Origin of the sequence: Lactobacillus johnsonii (genome assembly GCF_013487865.1) — a bacterium.
Taxonomy (GTDB): domain Bacteria; phylum Bacillota; class Bacilli; order Lactobacillales; family Lactobacillaceae; genus Lactobacillus; species Lactobacillus johnsonii_A.
This window is the reverse complement of record NZ_CP047409.1, coordinates 1,110,429-1,131,395: the sequence shown is the minus strand read 5'-3', so window position 1 is coordinate 1,131,395 and position 20,967 is coordinate 1,110,429. Positions and strand designations below refer to the sequence as shown.

General features: G+C 34.5%; 19 protein-coding genes and 1 pseudogene. 17 read left to right on the top strand and 3 right to left on the bottom strand.

Annotated features, from left to right (window positions below; all coding sequences use genetic code 11):
* Nucleotides 1–7: 7 nt before the first annotated feature.
* The 4 genes from GTO82_RS05295 to GTO82_RS05280 all read left to right on the top strand — a co-directional run bounded on the left by GTO82_RS05295 (nt 8) and on the right by GTO82_RS05280 (nt 2,450).
* Nucleotides 8–457, top strand: coding sequence for a hypothetical protein (locus GTO82_RS05295; protein WP_180872785.1), 450 nt, complete (start codon nt 8–10; stop codon nt 455–457).
* 22 nt (nt 458–479) lie between these two features.
* Nucleotides 480–1,052, top strand: a complete 573-nt coding sequence (locus tag GTO82_RS05290; RefSeq protein WP_180872784.1) for a hypothetical protein — start codon at nt 480–482, stop codon at nt 1,050–1,052.
* A 12-nt stretch (nt 1,053–1,064) separates the two neighbouring features.
* Entirely contained in the window at nt 1,065–1,523 is a 459-nt protein-coding gene (locus GTO82_RS05285; RefSeq protein ID WP_180872783.1) for a hypothetical protein, read from the top strand.
* 159 nt (nt 1,524–1,682) lie between these two features.
* A complete protein-coding gene (locus tag GTO82_RS05280; RefSeq protein ID WP_222125468.1) occupies nt 1,683–2,450 on the top strand; it encodes a hypothetical protein in 768 nt (255 codons plus the stop codon).
* Between the two features lie 250 nt (nt 2,451–2,700).
* Here the strand turns inward: GTO82_RS05280 and GTO82_RS05275 are convergent.
* A pseudogene (locus GTO82_RS05275) lies at nt 2,701–3,930 on the bottom strand (ISL3 family transposase).
* Between the two features lie 654 nt (nt 3,931–4,584).
* Between GTO82_RS05275 and GTO82_RS05270 the strand changes: the two are divergent.
* Nucleotides 4,585–6,306, top strand: a complete 1,722-nt coding sequence (locus tag GTO82_RS05270; RefSeq protein ID WP_180872781.1) for an IS1182 family transposase — start codon at nt 4,585–4,587, stop codon at nt 6,304–6,306.
* 195 nt (nt 6,307–6,501) lie between these two features.
* Here the strand turns inward: GTO82_RS05270 and GTO82_RS05265 are convergent, their stop codons facing one another.
* Nucleotides 6,502–7,392, bottom strand: a complete 891-nt coding sequence (locus GTO82_RS05265; protein WP_180872780.1) for a YitT family protein — start codon at nt 7,390–7,392, stop codon at nt 6,502–6,504.
* Nucleotides 7,393–7,448: 56 nt separating this feature from the next.
* Here GTO82_RS05265 and GTO82_RS05260 point away from each other — a divergent pair, with 56 nt between their 5' ends.
* A complete protein-coding gene (locus GTO82_RS05260; RefSeq protein ID WP_180872779.1) occupies nt 7,449–8,645 on the top strand; it encodes a CCA tRNA nucleotidyltransferase in 1,197 nt (398 codons plus the stop codon).
* Between the two features lie 48 nt (nt 8,646–8,693).
* Here GTO82_RS05260 and trhA read toward each other — a convergent pair whose 3' ends face one another.
* Nucleotides 8,694–9,359 (bottom strand): PAQR family membrane homeostasis protein TrhA, encoded by a 666-nt coding sequence (trhA, locus tag GTO82_RS05255; RefSeq protein WP_180872778.1) that lies wholly within the window; start codon nt 9,357–9,359, stop codon nt 8,694–8,696.
* Between the two features lie 144 nt (nt 9,360–9,503).
* Here trhA and GTO82_RS05250 point away from each other — a divergent pair, with 144 nt between their 5' ends.
* From GTO82_RS05250 to hslU, 11 genes are all read left to right on the top strand, one after another.
* Nucleotides 9,504–10,361: a DegV family protein gene (locus GTO82_RS05250; RefSeq protein WP_180872777.1), complete on the top strand. Its 858-nt coding sequence runs from the start codon at nt 9,504–9,506 to the stop codon at nt 10,359–10,361.
* Entirely contained in the window at nt 10,361–10,588 is a 228-nt protein-coding gene (locus GTO82_RS05245) for a YozE family protein (protein ID WP_004894551.1), read from the top strand. The genes GTO82_RS05250 and GTO82_RS05245 overlap by 1 nt, the downstream gene beginning before the upstream one ends.
* Before the next feature lie 7 nt (nt 10,589–10,595).
* Nucleotides 10,596–12,047 carry a S41 family peptidase gene (locus GTO82_RS05240; protein ID WP_180872776.1) on the top strand — a complete coding sequence of 484 codons (1,452 nt, stop codon included), beginning with the start codon at nt 10,596–10,598 and terminating at the stop codon, nt 12,045–12,047.
* 2 nt (nt 12,048–12,049) lie between these two features.
* Complete coding sequence (ylqF, locus tag GTO82_RS05235; RefSeq protein ID WP_180872775.1) at nt 12,050–12,889, top strand: ribosome biogenesis GTPase YlqF; 840 nt, start codon at nt 12,050–12,052, stop codon at nt 12,887–12,889.
* A complete protein-coding gene (locus GTO82_RS05230) occupies nt 12,886–13,638 on the top strand; it encodes a ribonuclease HII (protein WP_004897410.1) in 753 nt (250 codons plus the stop codon). The genes ylqF and GTO82_RS05230 overlap by 4 nt, the downstream gene beginning before the upstream one ends.
* Nucleotides 13,639–13,690: 52 nt before the next feature.
* Nucleotides 13,691–14,536, top strand: a complete 846-nt coding sequence (gene dprA / locus GTO82_RS05225; RefSeq protein WP_180872774.1) for a DNA-processing protein DprA — start codon at nt 13,691–13,693, stop codon at nt 14,534–14,536.
* A 65-nt stretch (nt 14,537–14,601) separates the two neighbouring features.
* Nucleotides 14,602–16,683 (top strand): type I DNA topoisomerase, encoded by a 2,082-nt coding sequence (gene topA, locus GTO82_RS05220; protein WP_180872773.1) that lies wholly within the window; start codon nt 14,602–14,604, stop codon nt 16,681–16,683.
* Between the two features lie 97 nt (nt 16,684–16,780).
* The gene (gene trmFO, locus GTO82_RS05215; RefSeq protein ID WP_004894568.1) at nt 16,781–18,097 is read left to right on the top strand and encodes a methylenetetrahydrofolate--tRNA-(uracil(54)-C(5))-methyltransferase (FADH(2)-oxidizing) TrmFO; all 1,317 of its coding nucleotides are present in this window, start codon (nt 16,781–16,783) and stop codon (nt 18,095–18,097) included.
* 2 nt (nt 18,098–18,099) lie between these two features.
* On the top strand, nt 18,100–19,023 hold the full coding sequence (gene xerC, locus GTO82_RS05210) for a tyrosine recombinase XerC (protein WP_180872772.1): 924 nt from the start codon (nt 18,100–18,102) through the stop codon (nt 19,021–19,023).
* A 4-nt stretch (nt 19,024–19,027) separates the two neighbouring features.
* Nucleotides 19,028–19,552 carry an ATP-dependent protease subunit HslV gene (gene hslV, locus GTO82_RS05205; RefSeq protein ID WP_004894572.1) on the top strand — a complete coding sequence of 175 codons (525 nt, stop codon included), beginning with the start codon at nt 19,028–19,030 and terminating at the stop codon, nt 19,550–19,552.
* Between the two features lie 10 nt (nt 19,553–19,562).
* Nucleotides 19,563–20,957, top strand: coding sequence for an ATP-dependent protease ATPase subunit HslU (gene hslU / locus GTO82_RS05200; protein WP_004894575.1), 1,395 nt, complete (start codon nt 19,563–19,565; stop codon nt 20,955–20,957).
* Nucleotides 20,958–20,967 lie beyond the last annotated feature (10 nt).

Genomic DNA, 20,967 nt, shown 5'->3' with positions numbered 1-20,967 from the left:
TGCGTTGATGCAATTTAGGAATGATATCTCTGAAGACCAGGCTAATTTAGTAAAAGAGTACTATAGAGAAGAGAAAAATATACAAATTATATGGTATGGGCATAATTATTCGGACTTACCACTTTTTTTAAAGAAAATGAATAAAGATATTAATAATAAGTATCGGGAAAAGCATACATTTGTTTCTGCCAAGGAGCTTATTGACGATATAGATAAAAATCATTTAGATCAGCTAAATAAAGACATAACTAGAGCTTTGTCGAATGAGGAAACGTTTATAGATGAGTGCTTTAGAAATAGGTTAAATAAAGATAGTATTAATTTGCTTGTCAACAATAGTAAATTTGTAAACGAATTAAGCAATGGAAAGTGTTATCACAATTTTTGGAGTGAAGTAAATAGGGAATTTTCAAAGATAAATGAGGAAACTAAATCCAAAATAATAAAAATCATCTGAAGTTTTTGGTGATGAAAATATAATGAATATTTTATATAAACATTGTAAGGATTTTGATTATTTATATGAAAATGGTAAGAACTTTTTAAATCGAGTACATTCTCCAAATAATATCTCAAGGAATGAAGTGCGAGTAATTTGGTTATTAGTTAACTTAGAAGATAATAGTATTTTTTCTACTTTTGGTAATTTAGTTGAATATGACTTAAATAAGAATATATTTTTTAATTTTTCTTCCGCAGCTTTGAGAAAGTTAATAGAAATTTTAAACAAGAAAAAAATATTATCACAAGCTTCAATTGAACAGATTTTAGAGAATGAACCAATTAAAGTACTGGAGTATTTGTTTTTTAAAAATCGGATTGTATATAAGTCCGGTGCCTTTCCACAGTATTTCTATAGAGACAGTAAATTGATTCAAAGATTATTGATAAATCTAAGTTTAAATGATAATTTCCCAAAAGTATTTGATTTTGACAAATTATTAAATAATATAGACTTTAATGATAAATTAATGGGGAAGGAAATGAACAAATTTGTTCAAAAATTTGCAAAAGATAAGAATATAAAATCAAATTATTATATTGATGGTTGATATGTTTTTGATATGACTTTAATGCCAAACAAGCCATTTTTTGAAATGGAGCAACCTACTAATCCACGTGATGTAAAAAAGATTGTTGAGAATTTGAAAGAGGCATTAAATTTAAAATCTAAACTAGATGATAAAAATATAATTGGGCAAAAAGAACAATTACTCAAAGTTTTTAAAAATAGTGAGAGTTGGAAATATTTTAGTAATATTAATAACTATTTTTTAGAAGAAGTAATTGGTAATGATACGATATTAAAAAACTATTTGATTGAAATAAATAAAATACTGATTGCTGGTGCAGAAGCTAACAAGCTAAGCGTTGAAATAGTTAAACAATATTTTAATCGCTTAGATTCTTGTTTAAAATCAAAGTTATCTGGTATTAATTTTGAATTTTTAAAATATATATCTACAAATGGTACTATTGAACAAAAGAAAATATTATATGATTACTTATTCAATGATTTTTAACTTAAAAATACTAGTTTTTATTATAATAAGAGAAATAAAACTAAATGGATATCTTTAGAAGACTTTGTGAATACCACGGCCTATCAATATGTATCATTAATTGATGATATGATAAAAAATGATAAAAGTAATTTTGAAGAAAATTATAAAAGTAAATTTATGGATACTATTTTAAAGTTACCTGAACATGAAAGAGAATATATGAAAGGTCATTTTTATATTTTCTTTGAAAATAATGATCCTATTACAGAAGATGAATTTATTGGATTTTCTCATAGTTATCAAATTAATGAAAATATAGCAAACAGAGCCACAAATGCAGTAACACACCTGTTTAATACGGAGTTTTCAGATGATTTTTGTGAAAACAACATAGTTTGGATGCTAATTTATTGTATAAAACCCATGCAAGCAAACATAAAAAAAACAATTAAAGCTGAATCATATAAGAAATCTTTATTTAGTTCCATGATTAATTATTTCTTAAAACAAGAATTAGGGGAAAAAAACAATGTAGTAGATTGGATTAGGTGGTATTTAAGAAATATGCCTGATACACTAAAAATCGCTTTAAATGCAATTTGTAGACATATAAATAATTTTTCTGCTTGTGAGTCGATTTTTGAAGAAATATTACGAAATAAGACATATATTAAGAAAAAATATGAGATGCTATATGTCTATTTTAGAGAAGATAGAAATTATTCAAAAGACAGTCTAAAATTAATGACTAAAATAATTGAATCTCTTTTTATAAATGGGTTATTAGTCATCAATCATTCTTTAACCTTTAATTGCTTTGAAGTAGTTAAAAAAATGAATGAAAATAATTACCAGGACTTAATTGAAGATTTTTTAGATGTGACGAAGAAATTTCTTTTGCCAGAAGATCAAAAGGAATTAGAAGTAAAATATTTGCAAAATTGATAAGGGTAATAACATTCAGAAGCTATGGTAAAGCTGATGGATTGGAGAGCCTAGTAATTAATTACACGCAAAACGGTTGAAAAAAGCGGTCGATTAGCTAATCGACCGTTTTTTTGATAGAGTAAATTATAGATATAGGAAGTAGCTAGTATTTTAGATGGCTGTTTGTCAAATCCTGTTGATGAATAGTTTGTAAAGAGAGCTAAGCAACTAGAAAATAGTTGTTTGGCTCTTTTTCTTTTACAATATTTTATTCAAGTCTAATTCTAATTAATAAATGTTTGAAATTTCTATAGCCATAAGCAGTACGTTCAATTTGCTTAATCTTCCGATTGACACCTTCAAGACAACCATTAGAGTAGTTAGAAGATATACCGTTTAGGACACCGGTATAATTATGCTTAAAGGTCAGTAGTGTTTGATGCATTTGTTTACCAACACTTTGTTTTGAATGAAGTAGATGGATAACTTTCTTTTCATCGTTATCCTGAATAGCAGTCATAAAGTCCTGCATAACCCAATAAGTATTTTCTAAGGTTTGGTCACAATCTAAACCATCTAAGACAACATGTTCCTGAGTGAGAGAGTCTTTAAAGTGCCAATCGTAGTAGGGAGTAGTCTTATTAAGTTTGTCATATTTCATGAGATAAAGCTTCCAAGGAGACTTTAAAAGCTTATATTCATGGCTTTACTTTTTAAATTGCTTCATGATTTGAACTCTGAAAATATTAAACGATCTAGTAAGCATTTGAACCATATGAAAACGGTCAATAACTATCTGAGCATTTGGAAATAATTCTCTAGCAACTAAAGGATAATAACAATTAAGATCCATAGTTACTGTTTTAACCATTGCACGAGCTTTAGGAGTGAACTTGTAAAAATAGCGTAGAATATCAGGTTTGAAACGAGTTCTAAGAATTTGAACAACTTTGTGAGTATCACCATCTAGACAAATAAAGTGAAGCTTTTTGCCTACACCTTTGAATTCATCAAAAGCTAAGTGTTCAGGGAGATGATCAAAGTCATCATAGAACTTAGAAGAGCAGGCTTCTAATACTCTTTGAACCGTGTTGACAGATACATTATGTTCTCTAGCAATGCTGGTCATTGAACGATCTTCAGTAAGAGCAGAAAGTATTTTTCGCTTAGAAGTGTTAGAGATATAGGAGCCTTTATTAACCAGATTAGATTGAGCCATAGATCTTTTTAAACAGTCATTGCAGAGAACACGTTGTTTTCTTAATCTGATAGTAACGGGCTTACTAGCATCAGCAGTAATGAAACGAACGTTAGAAACGTAATGACCGTTATGCTTAAGATTAGAGGAAAGACAGTAAGGACAATGGGACCGAATAAGTTTAGCTACATAGAGATTATGATATTTGCCGTTAATATATTTTTTAAAATAATCAGAAAAAATAATATTAGGATCTTCAATATTGAGATGAAATTTAATACAATCATTGTTAGAGGACATAAGCAATCACCTTTATTCTTTAGAGTGGAATCAGAAGATTTAATGCAGTGAGGCTTATGGCCTCTTTCTTTGTGCAATAAAAATCCTGTCGATAGAATATCATAGATATCCATCAACAGGAAAAAGTATAGAGCCTTTTAGATATGAGATATACAGACTAGATAAAAAGTGACGTTTATTAAACTTAGAAAATGTGGTTAAGGAGATGTAATGAAGAAAAGAAAAACTTTCGCAGTAGTAAGTAGTGTAGTACTATCAATTTATTTAACTATTTTGCTTCCCATTCAAGTAACCTTGAAAATATTGAAAATTATAGTGAAAAGAAATAACTACACAAACTTTATATTAAAAGTATTAATCATACTAACCCTAGTACCTGGATATATGTGGGTAGTTTAGTAATAGTGCTGTTACTTGGTAGTTTTCTCATCCCTAAGAGATTTTGGAGGAAAATTTTGGGTGGAAAAGGTCGTCATTCAAAATAATTAAAAATTTTTCGCATGCATTTAAAGTGTCTGGGAAAAAACTAATTCTCAGACATGAAAAAAGAACGATGATTTCCATTTTGGATTTCATCGTTCTTTTTATGTACTTTAAGTGCCTTCCTTGCTATTATTGAATCACCACAAAACAAAATGAAAGAAGGCAATCTCAATGTATCAAAATTATATCACAGGTCAAACTGCTTTAACACTTAATTTAGACTTCTCTATTCCTAACAATCATTTAGCTACTGTTATCAGCTGGTTTGTCGATTCAATTCCAGAAGATGTTTTATTGGGAGATACTGCCGAAACTGGACGTCCAGCCTATCATCCGGCCATGATGCTTAAAATTCTGCTTTTTGCTTATTCCAGAAGAGTATTTTCAGGCCGAAAGATCGAATTAATGTTGGAAGAAAACCTGCCCATGATGGTATTGGCAGAACATCAAAAGATTTCTTACCATACCATCAATAACTTTAGATCTAGCAAGCATGCCAATCAGCTCATTAAGAAAAGCTTTTTGTACTTTACCAACTTATTAGAACAAGAGGGTTTAATCAATGAAGGGACTATCTTTATTGATGGCACCAAGATTGAAGCGGATGCCAATCGCTATACTTTTGTTTGGCGTAAAGCTGTTGAAAAGTTTCATGAAAAGCTAAAAGATCAAGCAGTCAAGCTTTATGATGAATTGGTTGCCCAAGAAGTGGTTAAAGCAATGGAAAAAGAAAAAGTTCAAACTAGTCAAGGCTTAGCAGAACTAGCCCAAGAAACCGAAGCTGAAATTGAAAAACTGACTAAAGAAATTGAGCAAGAACCAAAAGCTATCCCAGGTGGCTCGCCTAGAAAAGCGAGAAGACGTGGACTTAAAAAGTATCTTCATCGCTTGAAAAAAGACTATCTGCCCCGAATGAAAAAATACGAGGAAGCCGAGAAGATTTTTGCTGGACGCAACAGCTACTCCAAGACAGACCATGATGCGACTTTCATGCATATGAAGGAAGACCACATGAAAAACGGCCAGCTTAAGCCAGGCTACAATATTCAAGCGGCTACGACGGATCAGTACGTGGTTGATTTTGCCTTATATCCTAATCCAACTGATTTCAAGACGCTGGAGCCTTTTTTGAAACAGATGACGGTCCTAGATAAGTTTGACAAGATTGTCGCCGACGCTGGCTATGGGAGTGAATATAATTACACACAGCTGGAAGAAAAGTATTCAGACAAAGAGTATTTCATTCCTTACACCATGTATGAAAAGGAACAAACCAGAAAGTACAAAAATGATCCAAGCCGGCTGTCTAACTGGTTCTACAATGAAAAAGATGATTATTATTTAGATCAAAACGGCGTTAGATTCAATTTCAAATATTATAGCCAGCGCAAGGACCACTCTACTGGTCAGGTTCGTGATTTTAAGATATATGAAGCAGATGAATTCCAAATCACACCAGAATTGGAACGCTTAGCTAAAACAAAAAGCGGCCGTCAAAGGCAAGTACGTTATAATCCTAACTGGCAGTATTTAAAAGAAAAGACAAAAGAAGTTCTTCAAAGTCCTGAAGGCAAGCACATCTACAGCATGAGAAAGTATGATGTCGAGCCAGTTTTTGGACATTTGAAGAACGTCTTTGGCATGCGCCGAACTCATCTAAGAGGTAAAAAGAAGGTTGAAACTGATGTAGGAATAGCCTTGATGATGATGAACTTAAGCAAGTATTGGCACAGAAGATGGTCCAAAGACCGATCTGCTTTATGTGCAAATAAAAATAGAAAAAAAAAGACGGTCAAGCTACTCAAATTAAGAGTTGGCTTGATCGTCTTTTTGTACCTGAGAATTAGTTTTTTCCCAGACACTTTTTCGACCGAAAAACGCGCGCAAAAATAAAAACTTCTGATTTAACTTAAAGTCGGAAGTTTTTTACTATCTTCTTATTAAGGCCAAAATGAAAAATAGACCAATATAAATTGTGAAGTATAGTGACTCGTTTTTTAATTAATGTAAGATAGGGCGCTATAATTGATAAATAAAAGTTTGGAGTTAACTCCAAACTTTTCCGCCTTTAAAGATAAAAAGAAACTACTATCTTCTAAAGAAAATATTTCTCTTTTTTCTTTCATAAGTAAAGCCTTGACCTAGGGCCTCATGAACATCAATTACTGAAACAAAGGCATTTGGATCTTCGCGCAAGATTAATTCTTTAACCTGACTAATTTCACGCGGTGAAATTACACAGTAAATAATTTTTTTAGCTGAGCGATCAAATCCACCCTCTGCATTTATGAAGGTATATCCTCGATCTAACTGAACATCAATCATTTTAGCGATTTGTTCATATTTATCAGAAATAATAAACAATCCCCGTGCAGCATAAGCCCCAGCTTGAATCGAATCAGTAATTCTAGCTAAAACAAAACTAGCTAGCAAAGTATAAATCATATGTTTAATATCAAGGTAACTAAGAGAAATAGTTAAGACAAAAGCGTCAAGAGCTAGTAAAGATTTTCCAACTGGAATACCTAATTTTAAATCTAAGATTCTGGCAATAATATCTGTTCCACCCGTGGTTCCGCCGTATTTAAATACAATCCCGATCCCAACACCAGAAAATAAACCTGCTAATACACCAGCAATAAAAAGATCATGGTCTAAATTTAATTGGTTTATAATAGGAAGATGAAGCCAAAAAGATAAAAAGAAGGATAGACAAAGTGTGCCCCAGATTGTCAAAGCAAGGAGTCGTTTGCCCATAAAGCGATATCCGATTATAATTAGGGGGATGTTTAGAAGTAACGTGGATAAACCTGGATTGATGTGGAACCAATACCTAAGTAAAAGGGCAATACCACTAATTCCACCATCAGCAAGTTTGTTAGGGATGCTGATGGCATCTAGGCTAAGGGCATAGATACTGCAACCTAGAGTAATGAAGAATATTTGTTTAAAGAGTTGTTTATTAAATAATTTAGTCATGTTACTTCCTTCTTTCTATATTAAGAGGTGTGAAAATTAAGGGGAATAGGGAATATATGAAGATTAATAATTTACCGGAAGTTTTTACCGCTGCGCTTCCAGTTTTAAAAGAGATTAATGAGGCGGGGTATGAGGCCTATTTTGTCGGCGGGAGTGTGCGAGACCTGCTTTTAAATCGGCATATTCATGATGTCGATATTGCAACTAGCGCCTATCCGATGGAAATTAAGCAAATTTTTAAGAAAACAATTGATACTGGAATTAAGCACGGAACCGTCACTGTTCTTTATGAGGGTGAAAGCTATGAAATTACAACTTTCAGAACTGAATCAGGCTACCAAGATTTCCGTAGACCCGACCATGTAACTTTTGTCCAAAACCTATCAGAAGATTTAAAGCGGCGTGATTTCACTATTAATGCTCTAGCAATGGACGTAGATGGAAATATTATTGATCATTTTGACGGACTAGGTGACTTAGAAAAGCATTTGATTCGTGCCGTTGGAAAAGCTGAGAATCGTTTTCATGAAGATGCCTTAAGAATGATGCGTGCAGTTCGATTTATGAGTCAATTGCAATTTACGCTTGAACCAGAAACCGAACAGGCAATTAGTGACAATCATGAGTTACTAAGTAAAATTTCTGTTGAACGTATCAGAGATGAATTCATAAAAATGGGGATTGCTCCTGGTAGCCAAAAGGCATTCCAAATCTTTTTAGATACTGGTTTATCAGAAGAAGTACCCGGTTTTAGGGGTAAAAAAGAGAATTTAGCTCTTTATCCTCAACTTAATTTTAGCCCTACTAATGAAGCTAATCTATGGGCTTTGATGATTATTTTACTAAAATTACCAAATGACAAGATTCCTCACTTTATGCGGCTGTGGAAGAATTCTAACGCAATGGAGCGTCAAGTAGCTGATATTGTTGCTTTCTTTGACTTAATTAGTTCACACGCTCCAAATAATTATGATTTGTATAAAGCTGGTTTAGAAACAATTGTTTCAACAATTGATTTAGCTCATATTTTGGGCCAACCAGTCAATGGGAGTGCCTTAGTTGATAGTTACGAAGCATTGCCAATTAAGAATAATCGTGACCTAGTGATAGATGGCCACTTTTTATTGAAAAATGGTATTCCAGCTGGACCAAGAGTTGGGCTTTTATTAGAAGAAATTAAAAAAGCCGTTTTAGAGGGAGTAATTAGTAATAACAAGGCAGCGATTACTGAATTTATTTCTTTAAATCATTAACCAAAAAAAGCAGGCAGTGATAATGAAAATTCACTGTCTGCTTCTTTTTTAAACATAAAACAAAATTGAAAAATACATCAGGATTGAACCTAATAAAACAAACATGTGCCAAATCACATGAATGTAAGGAACGCCGCGCATTGAAAATAAGATGGCACCAACAGTATAGGCAATTCCGCCCCAGACTAAGAGCCAAAATCCAGTTGGTCCAAGAACTGGGTAAAGGGTACTGGAAGCAATAATTACAATCCAGCCCATTAATACGTAAAGGATAGTATCTAAAACAACATGTTTTCCCTGATTAAAGATATAAAATAAAATACCAAAAATAGCCAGGGCTAAAATAATACCAAACATTACCCATCCCTTTACCCCGCCAATTGCAACTAAGGTATAAGGAGTATAGGTTCCAGTAATTAAAATAAAAATTGAAGAGTGATCGAATATTTGAAACACTCGCCTAGCTCGAGTAAAAATCAAACTATGATAGAGTGTTGAAAAAAGATAAAGGATAATCAAACTAGAACCATAAAGAGTAAAAGCTGTCACCCTCAGGGCACTTCCTGTATGGGCAGCTTTCACAATTAAAACTACCAATCCTGCAACAGCTAGCCCAAAGCCAATTCCATGAGTGATGGCACTAAAAATGTTGTTCAAAATGTTATAGGTTTTAGATCGATTTTTGGGTTCTTGCCACAATTGTTTAAAAGACATTCATTTATTCCGCCTTGTATAATAACTTTATAATCTATTTAATAAATTTTAACTCATTTTTGTATTTTTGATATACTTGAGGTTGTACTTAATAAATTCTAACATAGAATAATAATTATAGAAGAATAGGGGATAGCACTTAGAATGGCTAAGATTAAAGTAGTAACTGATTCCTCAGTTCAATTAACTCCTGAAGAAATTGATAAATACGATATTACAGTCGTTCCATTAACTATTACTATCGATGGTCAGACTTACACAGATGGCATTGATATCAGTCGAGAAGAATTTGTGAAGAAGATGGATGAATCTGAAGAATTACCTAAGACAAGTCAACCATCAATCGGAATTTTTGAAAAAGTATTTAAAGAATTAACTGCCGATGGAAACCAAGTAGTAGGAATTTTTCTTGCTCGTTCTTTAAGTGGGACAATTGAAGCTGCTAGACAGGCTGCTGACATAATTGGAAAGACTAAAGAAGTAACTTTAATTGATTCTGAACTAACTGACCGCGCCGAAGCTTATCAAGTGCTGGCCGCTGCTAAGGATGCGCAAGCAGGCAAGAGTCTTGAAGAAATTGTAAATCATGTTGAAGACCTTAAAAAGAAACAAAAATTACAAATGATGGTAGTTAACCTAAATAATTTGATTAAAGGTGGACGTCTTGGACCATTGGCTGGTAAAATTGCTACTTTATTAAATATTAGAATTGAATTGCATATGCCAGGCGGAAATTTAGACGTTGCTAAGAAAGGCCGCGGGAAGAAATTTTCTAAGAACTTTGATAAACGTGTTTTAAAGGACATTGAAGAACATAAGCACGATATCAAAGAAGTAGCAATTTCTTATGTTGATACGCCTGAAGATATGGAAGTTTGGACTAATAAAATTAAAGAAATTAATCCTGATATTAAAGTGTTAACTCGTGTTACTAGTCCAATTATTGCAACTCATGCTGGTAGTGGTGCTTATGCAGTATTCTATACAACGGAGGACTTTTAATGGCTTATCGTGAGAGCTTTTATCGTTTTTTAATGACTCAAAGAAATCCTGATTCTTTAGATGATATTGCTGAATTTGCTAATAATGCTCAACATGACAGCTCTTTTCCAAAACAAGAAGAAGACTATGAAAAATTATCAGAATACTTAGAATTAAATGCTGGTTATTTACCAAGCATGAGCGTTTTTGACAAGGCATATCAATTATATTTAGATAATATGAACTGAGGCTAATATGGCAGAAGTAGAACCAAATAATTCTCATCAAAATAAAGAAATTTCAAATAATAAAAAGAAGCATCTTCCCAAATATGCTCAATTTTTGTTAACTGGTATAGCTGGTGCGGCAATTGGCGCAGGTTTGACCTTTGGAATTATGGAAGTTAAGGAATTAAAGTCTCCTTTTTATCAAGTTGAAAAAGTGTATGAGCAATTACAAGGTTCATATTATAAAAAAGTCTCACCGCAAACATTGCGCCAAGGGGCAATTAACGGGATGCTTAATAGTCTTAATGATCCTTTTTCTGAGGGATTAAGTGGAGCAAATCAAGAACAAGTCAATAATATGTTAGAGGGTTCAAGTTTTGGCGGAGTAGGTATTCAGATGGCAGTACGCAACAATAAAGTTGTTGTGGACTCTATTGTTGCTGATTCTCCAGCTTCGAAAAGTACTATTAAGCCTGGCGATGAGATTGTTGCCGTTAATAATAAAAAAGTAAGTGCAGCTCAGTTTAGTAAAGTAGCTCCTTTAGTCAGAGGAAAAATTGGTACAAAAGTTACCTTGAAACTTAGACGTGCTAACTCTACTTTTAACGTTACCTTAAAGCGCGCTAAAATCTCCCAATCTAGCTTAACTAAGCGAACTGAAGGTAACGCAACAATTATTACAATTACACAATTTGACGTTAATACGGCTAAAGATTTAAAGAGTGCTTTAAAGTCAATTGATACTAAAAAATATCCTAAGTTAATTATTGACTTGCAAGATAATCCTGGTGGTGCAATGGATGCTGCTTTGAAGTCTGCATCATATTTCTTACCAAATAATAAAATTATTATGCAATATCAGGATCGTAAGCAAAAAGAAGTTATTCACTCTGATAAAAAGCTTTCTGGTGGCTTCCATACAAGTCTAAAGCCGATTATTTTGATTAATGCTAATACAGCCAGTGCTAGTGAAATCTTTACTGCAGCTCTGGTTCAAAATCACCGGGCGGTTTCAGTTGGTCAAACGAGCTATGGGAAGGGAACGGTGCAAGAAGTAGGGCAGACGCAAGATTCAGAATATAAATATACAATTGCTAAGTGGCTTACACCTGATGGAACTTGGATCAATAAAAAAGGATTAAAGCCAACTTATCCTGTTCCTGAATCTTCTTTAGCTAAACTACCTCAATTCCAAAGTATGAGTATTCTGAAGAAATCAATGACTGGTGTTGATGTGGCAACTCTGCAGCAATATTTGACTGCCTTAGGTTATATGCCAAAGCACGTTACAGGAGTTTTTGATGATGAAACTAAGAATGCAGTTATTCAGTTTCAAAAAGCCCATGGCTTGACAGCAGATGGTATAGTAAATGGGCAAGTACAAGCGCAACTTTATTTAGCGGTTGCACAAAAACTGCAAGATGATAATCCTGCTTTAAAGAAGGCAATGAGTTTAAATCTAAAGGAAATGGAGGATTAAAAATGGCAACTATTCAATGGTATCCAGGACATATGAATAAGGCTAAAAATCAGCTAGAAGATAATCTAGACTTGATTGATGTCTTAATTGAAGTTTTAGATGCGCGTTTACCAGTTTCTTCTCGTAATCCAATGATTGGACAATTAACAAAGAAGAAACCGCATATTATTGTTTTAAATAAGGCTGATTTGGCTGATCCAATTCAAACTAAAAAATGGACTCATTATTATCAAGATGAGGGTAACTTCGTGATTTCGATGGATGCCCAGCATACTACAAATATGACTAGTCTATTTAAAATTATCAAGTTGGCTGGTAAGGAAAAGACAGATAAATTAATTGCAAAAGGTGCATCAAATCCAATGATTCGAGTAGCTATTGCAGGAATTCCAAATTGTGGTAAATCTACTATTATTAATCGTATGGTTGGAAGAAATGCTGCAATTGTTGGTGATAAGCCTGGTGTAACACGTGGACAAAGTTGGCTCAAAACCAAGACTAATGTGCAAATTTTAGATACACCCGGGATTTTGTGGCCTAAGTTTTCTGATCAAGAAGTAGGTTACAAATTAGCAGCTTGCGGGGCAATTAAGGCGGATATTTTTCATCCCGATGACGTTGCCTTATTTGTGATTGAATTTTTGAAGCAAAATTATCACGATGATCTTGTTAAATTTGCACGAATTTCAAGTGAAGAGATGGACAGTATGTCTAATCCAGATTTATTGTTAGCAATGACCAATAAATACGGTATGCGAGATGACTATGATAAGTTTTCACTCTTTATGCTTCAACGTTTACGCAAGGGAAAATTGGGAAGGATTACATTCGATCTTAGATGACGATTACTGAGATAAAGAACTTACTTCAAGGAGAAGTAAGCAAAGAGCAATTAGAAGAATTAAAAGCTGATGAACGAAAAGGCGTCCAAAAGCTCTTAATTAGCTATGAAAAAAGACAAGCTAAATATGCTAAAGCATTAGCTCAATTTCAATCACGTTTTTCTTATGAAAAAGAATTTTGGCAAAAGGATCAACTTGTTGCTGGGGTTGATGAAGTAGGGCGTGGACCGCTTGCTGGACCTGTAGTTACAGCTGCGGTTATTTTGCCACATGATTTTGATTTAATTGATGTTAATGACTCAAAAAAATTATCACCTAAGAAGAGGCAGGCGCTTTTTCCAAAGATTCTAGAAAAAGCTGTCAGTGTTAGTGTCGGCTTAGCTAATAATGATGTAATTGATCAGATTAATATTTATGAAGCAGATCGTGTGGCAATGGCTCATGCTGTTCAAGGTCTAAAAGTAAAGCCGGATGCCTTATTAGTTGATGCGATGAATGTACCTTTAAACATTCCCCAAGTTAAATTAATTCATGGGGATGCTAAGTCTAACTCAATTGCTGCCGCTAGTATTGTAGCTAAAGTGTTTCGGGATAACTTAATGGATGCTTATGGTGAGCTCTATCCAGAATATGATTTTAAACATAATGCAGGCTACGGAACCCGTGAGCACATGGAGGCTCTTAAAAAATACGGTCCAACCCCGATTCATCGGAGATCTTTTGCTCCAGTTAGTGAATACGAAAAATAATTAAAAAATAAACCTTCACTTTTGCGTACATGATAGTGGAGGTTTTATTTATATGAATTTGAAAGAATTTTGTTTAAGGTTAAAATTACAGCAAGGTCTTGGCATTACTACTATAGGAAAAATTGTAGCGAATTTTACTGCTGGTGAAGAAGTAACAGTTGACAAAATAGAGAGTTTATCATTAAAATCAAATATCCAAAATCTTGTTTTAGCTGCAATGAAAAATGATAAGTTTAATTCTTGGATTGAAAGAATTGAATTACAGTGTGATGTTATCACTATTTTTGATACAATCTATCCAAATGCACTCCGTGAAATGTATAATGCACCAACACTTCTTTTTACTAGAGGAGACTTATCCTTGCTTAAAAAGGAGATTACAGTTATAGTTGGCGCAAGACAGCCGACAAACTATAGTCGTTTTGTCTTAAAACAATTAATTCCCCAGCTGATACAGCAAGATTTTGTTATTGCTAGTGGCTTAGCACGCGGAGTGGATGGAATTGCTCATCAAGAAACATTAAAAAATCACGGTAAGACAATTGCCGTGATTGGAAATGGACTCAACCATTTTTATCCGCAAGAAAACAAAATGCTCCAGGAAGAAATTATGGCGAACGGGCTATTGATCAGTGAATATTTACCTGATACTCCGCCAAGACCTCATCGCTTTCCGCAAAGGAACCGTATACTTGCGGGCTTAAGTAAAAATATTATTGTGACTGAAGCTAGAAAAAGATCGGGCTCCTTAATTACTGCAAATATTGCTTTAGAAGAAAATCGCAATATTTTTGCAGTTCCGGGACCAGTCTCAAGTCCTTTGTCAGAAGGCCCTAATGAGCTAATTGCCGCTGGTGCTTATCCACTGGTTAATGCTGATTTTAAAAATTTGCTTTAGTTGACAAGAGTAAAATTTTTGGTATTTTAGAATTTGGTAGAAATTGTGCAAGGAAGGGGCATTCTATGCCTACTAAACGAAAAAATAAAAAGAATTTAGTTATTGTCGAGTCTCCTCATAAGGCTAAGACAATTGAAAAATATTTAGGAAAAAATTATCATGTTATTGCTTCAAAAGGCCATATTCGTGATTTACCCAAGTCTCAAATGGGAGTGGATGTAGAACATGACTATGAACCAAAGTATATTTCCATTCGTGGAAAAGGCGATACGATTAAAGAATTAAAGAGTGAAGCTAAAAAAGCAAAATATGTTTATCTTGCTTCCGACCCGGATCGAGAAGGAGAAGCGATTGCTTGGCATGTCGCTCATGCATTAAATCTAGATCCAAAAGAACATAACCGCGTTGCTTTTAACGAAATTACTAAAGATGCTGTTAAGAATGCCTTTAAGAATCCAAGAACTATTGATATGGATATTGTTGATGCTCAACAAGCTCGTCGTGTCCTAGACCGTTTGGTTGGTTATTCAATTAGTCCGATTTTGTGGCAAAAGGTAAAGAAAGGTTTGTCAGCTGGACGTGTTCAATCGATTGCCTTGAAGTTAGTAATTGATCGTGAAAATGAAATCAAGAACTTTAAGCCAGAAGAGTACTGGACTATTGATGCTGATTTTGAAAAGGGCTCAGAAAAGTTTAAGGGTGCTTTTTATGGCATTAAAGGCAAAAAACAGGAATTGCCAAATAACGAAGCAGTTCAAGATGTTTTAAAGCGAATTGATAAGCGAAAAAACTTTGAAGTTACAAAAGTAGTTAAAAAGGAAAGAAAACGTCAACCGGCTGCTCCTTTTACCACTTCAACTATGCAACAAGAAGCAAACAAGCGCTTAGGCTACAGAACTCATCGAACAATGAGAATTGCTCAATCTCTTTATGAAGGTGTGAATCTTGGTAAAGGATCTGTCGGTTTGATCACTTATATGCGTACTGACTCAAAGCGTATTGCCAATGTTGCAAAGCATGAAGCTTCAAAATTTATTCATGAAGAATACGGTGAAAATTACGCAGCAGTTAAGCCACAACATTTTAAAAATGATGCAGATGCTCAAGATGCCCACGAAGCAATTCGTCCTACTTCAGCTTTTAGAACTCCAGCTTCTGTGAAAGAGTATTTAACCACTGAAGAATATCGACTATATACTTTAATTTGGTCAAGATTTATTGCTAGTCAAATGACTCCGGCTGTTTACGATACAGTTAGAGCTGATATTGAGCAAAATGACGTAACTTTTAGAACAACAGGATCAAAACTTAAGTTTGCTGGATTTACTAAGGTATACGATAACCAAAAAGAAAAGAGTAATGAACTTCCTGAGTTAAATGAAGGCGATAAGGTTAAGCTTAAGAAGACTGATGATCGTCAACACTTTACTCAACCACCTGCACGTTATACAGAAGCTAGTTTAGTTCGTGCTCTTGAAGAAAATGGTGTCGGTCGTCCATCAACTTATGCCCCAACAATTGATACCATACAAAAACGTTACTACGTAAAACTTGAAGGTAGATCAATTGTACCTACAGAATTAGGTGAAATCGTAGATAAGTTAATCGAAGAATTTTTCCCAGACATTGTTAATGTCGACTTTACAGCTCAACTTGAAAATGACCTAGACGGGGTTGAAGTAGGGAAGAAGAACTGGATTAAAGTAGTTGATGAGTATTACAAGCCATTTTCTAAAGAATTAGATAAAGCAGATCAACAAATTGAAAAGGTTCAAATTAAAGATGAACCTGCGGGCTTTAACTGTGATATTTGTGGAGCTCCAATGGTTATTAAAATGGGACGCTACGGTAAGTTTTATGCTTGCTCTCGTTTTCCCGATTGTCGTAATACTAAACCAATCGTTAAGAAGATTGGCGTAACTTGTCCTAAGTGTGGTAAGGGCGAAGTTATTGAAAAGAAATCAAAACGCAACCGTAAATTCTATGGCTGTTCCCGCTATCCAGATTGTGATTTTGTTTCATGGGATCAACCAATTGGTCGAAATTGTCCAAATGATGGTCACTTCTTAGTTCAAAAGAAGAACAAGAAAGGATTAGTAATCCTTTGTCCAAATGGTGATTACCGTGAAGAACCAGAAGAAAATTAAATTATAATAAAAATCAATGATATCATTAAAACGAAAGCGGTTTAATGATATCATTTTTATATAGACTTGAAAGAGTCGAGCAGAAAGGAAAGATTGCATGGTAAAGAATGTAACCGTAATTGGCGGAGGTCTTGCAGGGAGTGAAGCTGCATGGCAATTAGCTAAGCGTGGCATTGAAGTAGATTTATATGAAATGCGACCTAAGAAAAATACGCCTGCTCATGAAACTGCAAATTTTGCAGAACTAGTATGTACTAACTCAATGAGATCTAACCAACTGTCAAATGCTGTTGGTTTATTAAAAGAAGAAATGCGGCAGCTGGATTCTTTAATTATGAAAGCAGCGGATGAAACTGCAGTACCTGCTGGTGGAGCCTTAGCCGTTGATAGAGATAAGTTTAGTGCAGTTGTAACTAAAACTTTAAAAGACTTGCCAAATGTTCATGTTCATGAGGAAGAAATCACCGAAATTCCAAAAGATGGTATCACGATCATTGCGACTGGTCCATTAACCTCAGATACACTAGCAGAACAGATTAAGGAGTTCTGCGGTACTGATTCACTTCATTTCTTTGATGCAGCTGCTCCAATTGTGGCAGCTAGCTCAATTAATCGTGACATTGTTTATAAAAAATCACGTTATGACAAGGGTGAAGCTGCATATTTGAATTGTCCAATGACTAAAGAGGAGTTTTATAATTTCTACAAAAATTTAGTTGGGGCGGAGACAGCTACTTTACATGGTTTTGAAGATAAGAATGTCTTTGAGGGATGTATGCCAATTGAAGTAATGGCTAAAAGAGGAGAAAAAACAATGCTCTTTGGCCCACTTAAACCAGTTGGTTTAGAAGATCCTAAGACTGGAAAAACTCCTTATGCAGTTGTGCAATTGCGTCAAGATAATGCAGCTAGCACAATGTATAACATTGTTGGTTTCCAAACTCATCTAAAATATGGTGAGCAAAAGAGAGTCTTTTCAATGATTCCAGGTCTTGAAAATGCAAAATTTGTTCGCTATGGTAAAATGCACCGCAATACCTATATTGCTAGTCCTGAAGTTTTGAATGCAAATTATGAAGCTAGAAAGCAAACTGGTCTCTTCTTTGCTGGACAAATGACTGGAGTAGAAGGTTATGTTGAAAGTGCCGGTTCTGGGTTAGTTGCCGGAATTAATGCGGCTAGAGAAGCTTTAGGAGAAGAAACGCTAGTCTTTCCTAAGTCAACTGCCTTGGGTTCTATGGCCAACTACATCACAACCACTAGCGCAAAGCATTTCCAACCAATGAATGCTTCCTATGCACTCTTGCCAAAATTAGATTACAAGGTAAGAAACAAACAAGAACGACACTTAGAAATTTCAAAGCGAGCATTGAAAGATCTTGAAGCCTTTAAGGAAGAGAAGAAGCTTGATTAATAATGTCTAAAGAAAATGATAAATTAATCAAACAATTTCAAGATTACTTGAACTATGAACGTAATTATAGTAAAAATACTGTAAACTCTTACTTAAATGACCTAAATGAAGCTAAGGAGTTTTTTAAAGAAAATGGAGGCTTTAGCGGCTGGGATCAAGTCAAAAGTCGCGATGTTGAAATTTTCTTACAAAACTTAGCGACTCAAAATAGGTCAAGAACTACTCAAGCGCGTAAAATGTCTAGTTTAAGATCTTTTTATCGCTTTCTTGTTAAGCGAGAAGTGCTAGATAATGATCCAATGCAGACAATTAGTTTAAGATTAGGCGAAAAAAAATTACCACAATTTTTCTATGAAAAAGAAATGCGGCAAGTCTTTGATAGTCTTGCTGGTCATGAAAAGTTGGTAGTAAGAAATCGTGCAATGTTTGAACTTTTTTATGCGACTGGGATGCGTTTAAGTGAGATGGCATCTTTAAAGCTAGATCAGATTGATTTTGATTTAAAGATTATCTTAGTTCATGGGAAGGGTAATAAAGACCGCTATGTTCCCTTTGGAAAAGATGCGGCCAATGCTTTAAAAGAGTATTGTGATAGTAGTCGACCTGCTCTATTAGGCAAAAATGAAGATCGAGGCTGTGTATTTTTAAATAACCGAGGACAAAAATTAACAGGCCGGGGAATTGAATACATTATGCAGCAAGTTTTTATTAAAGCCGGAGTTGGTGGAAAGGTTCATCCCCATATGCTTAGACACTCTTTTGCGACCGAAATGCTCAATAATGGGGCCGACCTAAGGAGTGTGCAGGAGCTTTTGGGCCATGAATCTTTGTCAACGACGCAAATTTATACTCATGTCACAATGAAGCATTTACAAGCAGATTATCAAAAATTTTTCCCAAGAAAAGATAAGAAAGACGAGGCATAATAATATGACAACAATTTGTTCTGTTAGATATAACAATAAAACAGCCATAGCTGGTGATGGTCAAGTTACCTTAGGTGAAAAAGTTATTGCTAAGGCAACTGCTAAAAAGATTAGAAGAATTTATCATGATCAAGTAGTAATCGGCTTTGCTGGCGGTGTTGCAGATGCAGTTAGCTTGCAAGATATGCTTGAAGGAAAGCTTGAAACTTATTCAGGTGACTTACGTAGAGCTGCCGTTGAAATGGCTCAAAGCTGGCGTAAAGATCCAACTTTAGCTAAATTACAAGCTATGGTAATTGCTTTTAATGATAAAGATTTACTATTAATTTCTGGTAATGGTGAAGTACTTGAACCAGATGAAGACGTGGTAGCTATTGGTTCTGGTGGTAACTTTGCCCAAGCAGCTGCAATTGCCATGACTCGCCACAGTAATGGGATGAGCGCAAGTGAAATTGCTAAAGAAGCTGTTAAGATTGCTTCCGGAATTGATGTGTTTACAGATGACCACATTACTACTGATGAAATCTAGGTGAAATATTTTGACTGAAAAAAAAACTCCAAAACAAATTGTAGAATTACTTGATAAATATATTATTGGCCAAAACGAAGCTAAAAAGTCTGTTGCTGTTGCATTGTATAATCGCTATCGTAGATTGCAACTACCAAAACAAATGCAACAAGATATTACGCCAAAAAACATGTTAATGGCAGGTCCTACTGGTGTAGGTAAGACCGAAATTGCACGTCGACTTGCTAAAATTGTCGATGCACCTTTTGTAAAGGTTGAAGCAACTAAGTTTACTGAGGTTGGTTACGTTGGACGTGATGTTGAATCAATGGTTCGTGACTTAGTTGAAGAAGCAGTTCGAATGGAAGAAAAAGATCAATTTGAACATGTTAAAATGCAAGCTACTAAGAAAGCTAATAATCGTCTAGTGAAGTTAATTGTGCCCGGAATTAAGCGTGAAAACCGTGAAAATTCGATGCAACAAATGATGCAAATGCTTTCTGGTAATTTCAACATGAATCAACCTCAAGATAATGAAGAAGTAACTGATGATATTCGTAATGAACGTCTTAGCGTAGCTGATCAACTTAATAAGGGATTACTTGAAAATCGTGAAGTTACCATCGAAGTAGAACAAGCTCCAAAGGTAAACCCAATGGGCGATATGATGGGCCAAATGGGAATTGACATGTCAAGTTTGATGGGCGACTTAATGCCTAAGAAGACTGTTAAGCGTACACTAAAAGTATCAGATGCACGTGAAGTTTTAATTCAAGAAGAATCAAAGAAGTTAATTAACTACGATTCTCTCTACCAACGTGCAATTGAACGTACTCAACAAAATGGTATTATCTTTATCGACGAAATTGACAAGATCACTGCTGGTAACAAGAAGACCTCTGGTGAAGTTTCTCGTGAAGGTGTACAAAGAGATATCTTACCAATTGTTGAAGGTTCAACAGTTTCAACTAAGTATGGTCCTGTATCTACTGACCACATTCTCTTCATTGCAGCGGGTGCTTTTGCTGAAAGTAAGCCAAGCGATTTAATTCCAGAATTGCAAGGACGTTTCCCAATTCGTGTTGAATTAAATGCCTTGACTCAAGAAGACTTTGTTAAGATCTTAAAGGATCCACAAAACTCACTTTTAAAGCAATATATTGCACTTCTTAAGGCTGATGGTATTAAATTAGTCTTTACTCAAGAAGCAATTGATCGAATTGCTCAAATAGCTTTTGAAGTAAATCAGGGAACTGACAATATTGGTGCACGTCGTTTAGCAACTATTTTAGAAAAATTACTTGAAGATGTTCTTTACGAAGGCCCAGACATGAATATGGGTGAAATCACTATTACTCAGAAGTATGTTGATCAAAAATTGAGTGATATAATTATTAATAAAGACTTAACAAAATTTATTTTGTAATTTTAGTAGA